The following is a 4,775-nucleotide window of genomic DNA, read 5'->3' as shown; positions in this document are numbered from 1 at the left end:
CCCTGCTCATCCACGAAGCGGCCGGTAGACTCAAGCACCACGTCCACCCCGAGCTTGCCCCAGGGCAGGTTCTTGGGCTCGCGCTCGGCCGTGATCTGGATCTCCTGGCCGTTGACGATGATGCCCGTCTCGGTGGCCTCCACCGTGCCGTTGAACCGGCCGTGCACCGAGTCGTACTTGAGCAGGTGGGCCAGCGTCTTTGTATTGGTAAGGTCGTTGATGGCTACAACTTCCACGTTCTCCTTCTCAAGCAGGGCCTTGAAGGTCAGCCTGCCAATACGGCCGAAGCCGTTAATCGCAACTTTAATTTTAGACATGGTATCTAGATTTGAAAGGTGTTATTTTCTGTGCGAATTTACAAGAAGCATTAAGGAAAACCAATATTTTTTCAGATAACTATATCTTCTGATTATGAATGCGTTAAGCTTTTAAAAGAAAAATAACAACTATTTATTTTGGAATATTAAATCCAAAACCTATCTTTGCACCATCAATCAAAAACAAAAGTATTTGATTTTGATATGGTCCGTTCGTCTAGGGGTTAGGACTTCAGATTTTCATTCTGGCAACAGGGGTTCGATTCCCCTACGGACTACAACAATAAAAAGCCGCTTCATGTAAAATGGAGCGGCTTTTTTGGTTCGATATAATTCCCCTTCGGTTCGGTTCAGCTGTAACTACACCACCTAACAAAGATGTTTAGTTCTATGGCCGTTCTCCACCACTTTTTACATGAACGCTAATTCTGATCCATTAGTGAGTCTTAAAGTACCAGTAGAACCAAAGGCATTTATCATAGAAAATGATTTTGAAGTTTGTAGTGAAGAGTGTTTGTCCTTGCTTTTATGGATGTTATTAGTACTCAAAAGCACGCTATAAAAACATTATTAACTACTTTTTACATATTTATTCATAGCTGAACACCTTTTAGCATTTTATCTAAATAAGTATTGGGACAAATTTAGTTTGAAGTATGTTCTCTTTCTTAGCTATGGGAAAAATACGAACAGTCGAGTTAAGTTCAGCAGAACGTCAGGAGTTGGAGCAGGGTTATCGCTCGGGCAAGAGCCACGCCTTTCGTCAGCGTTGCCAGCTAGTGCTTCTGAAGAGTGAAGGGCGTAGCTCAGAACAAGTGGGCCAACTCTTGAAGATGAATCCGGTGACGGTAAACAACTGGCTTACCCGCTACCATAGCCGGTCTGGAGACCAAGCCTGGCAGGGGCCGCAAACCAGTGTTTGAGGCAGCTCGTGACCTGGAGCAGGTGCGCCAGGCAGTAGTGGGGGAAAGACAGCGGCTGGGCCAGGCAAAGCTTTTGCTCGAGCAGCAGCTGGGCAAGGAGTTCAGCCTCAAGACGCTTAAGCGTTTTCTAAAAAAGTTAAGTGCCGCTACAAACGGATACGAAAAAGAGTAAAGGGCAAGCCAGATGCAGCTCTTTATCAGGTGCGAAAAGAGGCACTGGGGTTGCTGGAAGAGAAGAGCTGGCAGGGGCATATCGATTTGTTCTATGGCGATGAAAGCCAGGTTTCCCCTGAAGGCTATGTGCCCTACGACTGGCAGTTTGCAGATGAAGACGTCTGTGTAGAATCGGCTAAGGGCAAAGGTCTCCACTGCTTTGCCCTCCTCTCCAGGGACAACAGGCTGCTGTATGCCACCAGAGAGGAGAGTATTACCGCTGATTTCATAATAGAGCAGCTTGACAGGCTCTCCCTCGAGCTGGTAAAACCGACCGTGGTGGTGTTAGATAATGCCAGCGTACACACGGCAGCCAAGGTGAGAAAGCAACTGGATGATTGGCAGCAGTGGGGGCTGTTTCTCTTCTACCTGCCAGTCCACTCCCCACACCTCAACATTGCTGAAAGGCTATGGAAGGAGCTGAAAGCAAGGTGGCTAAAGCCGCAGGATTATAGGACCACAGACAGCCTCTTTTATGCTGTGAAAATGGCGCTGGCTACGGTGGGAAAGAACCTGTTTATTAACTTCTCTGAGTATAAATTTTAATGTAATGTAATTTTGTCCCTGTACTTATATGGTAATATTCTTCTTATCTTGCTAAGTTTTATCAAATCAAAAAAAGCTAATTACATAAGTTCATGAAGCAAAGGTTACAAGAATTGGATGCCCTCAGGGGTATTGCCGCAGTACTAGTGGTTTTATTTCACTACACAATGGATCGTGATGATGTTGGGGTAAGGTTTACTTATGGGGTCACAGGCGTCGATCTTTTTTTTATTATCAGCGGGTTTGTGATATTCCTTTCTATAAGTAGAACCTCTAGTTGGAAAGAATTTGTCTTAAATAGACTCATACGGCTATATCCAACTTATTGGCTTTGTGCTTCAGTTACTGCCTCGTTAATCCTATTGTCAAGCCTCCTTAAAGGTAAAGCTATAGATGGCTTATTCTTAAAATATATAGTAAACCTTTCTATGTTCCAATATTACTTTTTGGTCAAGGATTTAGATGGCCCATACTGGACTCTGATAATTGAGATGCTCTTTTACATTGGAATACTATTCCTCTGGTTGGTGAAACAAAAGAACCGGATTGAGATAATTGGGTATGCTTTTCTTGCCTTTGTTCTAGTTCATGATCTCTTTCTAGAACAGTTTAATCTATCATTGTATCATTTCCTAAAACATAAGCTACCCATCATGAAGCACTTCCCTATGTTCTTAGCTGGGATATTATTCTATAAAATAAAGTTTGAAAAGGAGACGGCAGCTAGGTACTTGGGGGTGGCTTTCTGCTTAGCAGCAGCCGCAGTACTTGCCGATGATTTAAAAAGCTCGCTTATACTTCAGCGCTCAGAGTATACCATTATCATTTCTTTCTATTTTTGCATCTGGCTACTTTATATAAAAAATAAACTAAATTTTATAGTTTCTAAAGCCACACTTTTCTTAGGAAGAATATCTTACAGTCTTTATCTTATTCATCAATTCATAAGTATAAGCTTAATAATTCCTCTTTTGACTAACCAAATGGAAATAAACTTCTGGATTGCGGCATTAGTTGCACTAGCAGTTTCTATTGGTAGTGCATCACTTATTACTATACTATTCGAAGAACCTATTATAAGGATGCTGAAAAGAAGCATAAAAGAATGTCGCGCTCATGATGCAAGAGAGATATACGCCACCAAAAATTAAACAAAACCTATATCTAAAATCAATGCAGGTCATCTTAGAAAACAGAATATCCTCTTCGGTTGTCAGCAAACATAGAGACGCTTACATAGATGTTGCAAAAGGGCTGCTTATGATATTGGTGGTATTAGGTCATACACCAGACTTTGGCTTCAGTAGCTACGCCTATTGGTTCCACATGCCGGCTTTTTTTTATATAAGCGGAATACTTCACAGGCAGCCTGAGAAAGCGCTATTAAGATCTTTTCTCAAGAAGAAGAGTATAAACCTTCTTTTACCATATTTTGCATATGCGTTTCTTATAGGAATTACAAGTTACACCTTATCAGACCGCAGTACATGGGCTATAAGCGAAATCCTCGGCTTCTTTGCATTCACTGGATATAAGGTACTTGTTTGGGGCGGAGAAAGGCTTAATGGAGGATTTTCTATATATTGGTATATTAATTGCTTCTTATGGACAGTTATATTATTTTCTTTATTGAACAGTTTTGTAAATAGGAAGACTACTTTATTTTTAACTGCAATTTTTTCTTTGATAGCAGGAGTTGGAATAGAGTTTTACCAGACTGTACCTATCCCTTGGAACCTCAATGTCGTTCCTCTTACCCTTGCCTTCTATATAATTGGTCACTGCTCAAAAGACCTTTTGGAGTGGCTTAAGACGCTAGGATTAAGTCTACTGGAAATCTTTTTTCTCTTTATTACCTCTTTAGCATTATGCACAGTTGCTATTTACTGTAATTATATTGGCCTATTTTCATTAAAGGTTGACTTGAAGTATGGTGTTATCTCTAATCCATGGATGGTATTACCCATATTTGCTTTATTCACATCAACAATTCTGCTGTTATCTCTATTAATTGCTAGATCAAGAGCCAGTGCAGCGTTATTGATAATAGGACAGAATACCCTGCCGATTATGTATTTACATATAACAGCTAATCTGATCTACAAAGCGTTACTAAAGGATACATTTAATTCTGCCTATCTTTACCTTTTCATTGGTATTGCAATACCAATTTTGCTTTCCTTATTGTTCAAGAGAAGCTTGCTGTTAAGCATGCTTCTTTTAGGCATGAATAGCAGTAACATTTTAACCTATACACATAGTAAAATTAAAGGTGGAATATTAAAAAGTACTAAATGAGCAATAAAGCTAATTTATACCCCATTGTTAAATACAGTCTGTAGCTAAAAAATCTCTTATATTCATAAAATCTTTGTGGATAAGGTTCGATAATTCACTCCTTCGGTCTACTAGAAAGGCCTTCAGTTAACGCTGAAGGCCTTTCTTATTTTGCTTCGGACACTATTCGGACGCTAATGCTGCACATTATTATCGCATGCCCCCATAATTAGGCAGATTTGACTATTAATGTGCGCTTATGCATCTGCACTTTAATAGCTACTTGCTCCTACTCTCTTAGCCTCCCCCCTTATATATGCAGGGAGACATGCTTTAGAAGTAAAGCAGCTCTACTGTATCACCAACTCATCTTATTAATTAACGTGAACTCGGGAATTAATTTGGTTTAAGACAGGCATTTGCGCAACAAAAAAGGCTAAGGATTAGGTAGAAATATTGTCCGATGTTTCACCTAACTCCTTAGCCTTATGCACTTTAT

Annotated in this window: 6 protein-coding genes and 1 tRNA gene; 6 read left to right on the top strand and 1 reads right to left on the bottom strand. The window is 40.3% G+C overall.

Annotation, left to right across the window (positions count from 1 at the left end; translation table 11 throughout):
• A partial coding sequence (locus tag ACMA1I_RS23200; RefSeq protein ID WP_337070881.1) for a glyceraldehyde 3-phosphate dehydrogenase NAD-binding domain-containing protein occupies positions 1 to 317 on the bottom strand: 317 nt, incomplete at its 3' end.
• 206 nt (positions 318 to 523) lie between these two features.
• Here ACMA1I_RS23200 and ACMA1I_RS23195 point away from each other — a divergent pair.
• From ACMA1I_RS23195 to ACMA1I_RS23170, 6 genes are all read left to right on the top strand, one after another.
• Positions 524 to 595 (top strand) — tRNA-Glu (locus tag ACMA1I_RS23195).
• A 378-nt stretch (positions 596 to 973) separates the two neighbouring features.
• A complete protein-coding gene (locus tag ACMA1I_RS23190) occupies positions 974 to 1,240 on the top strand; it encodes a helix-turn-helix domain-containing protein (protein WP_414703976.1) in 267 nt (88 codons plus the stop codon).
• Positions 1,233 to 1,412, top strand: a complete 180-nt coding sequence (locus ACMA1I_RS23185) for a hypothetical protein (protein ID WP_337070880.1) — start codon at positions 1,233 to 1,235, stop codon at positions 1,410 to 1,412. Before ACMA1I_RS23190 ends, ACMA1I_RS23185 begins: the two co-directional genes overlap by 8 nt.
• A complete protein-coding gene (locus ACMA1I_RS23180) occupies positions 1,397 to 1,999 on the top strand; it encodes an IS630 family transposase (RefSeq protein ID WP_337070882.1) in 603 nt (200 codons plus the stop codon). Before ACMA1I_RS23185 ends, ACMA1I_RS23180 begins: the two co-directional genes overlap by 16 nt.
• A gap of 92 nt (positions 2,000 to 2,091) precedes the next feature.
• The gene (locus ACMA1I_RS23175) at positions 2,092 to 3,150 is read left to right on the top strand and encodes an acyltransferase (RefSeq protein WP_337070879.1); all 1,059 of its coding nucleotides are present in this window, start codon (positions 2,092 to 2,094) and stop codon (positions 3,148 to 3,150) included.
• Positions 3,116 to 4,297, top strand: coding sequence for an acyltransferase family protein (locus tag ACMA1I_RS23170; protein WP_337070878.1), 1,182 nt, complete (start codon positions 3,116 to 3,118; stop codon positions 4,295 to 4,297). The genes ACMA1I_RS23175 and ACMA1I_RS23170 overlap by 35 nt, the downstream gene beginning before the upstream one ends.
• Positions 4,298 to 4,775: the final 478 nt, after the last annotated feature.

Source organism: Pontibacter sp. 13R65 (assembly GCF_047525655.1).
GTDB lineage: Bacteria > Bacteroidota > Bacteroidia > Cytophagales > Hymenobacteraceae > Pontibacter.
The sequence above is the reverse complement of the archived record's forward strand: the minus strand, read 5'-3'. Positions and strand labels throughout refer to the sequence as shown.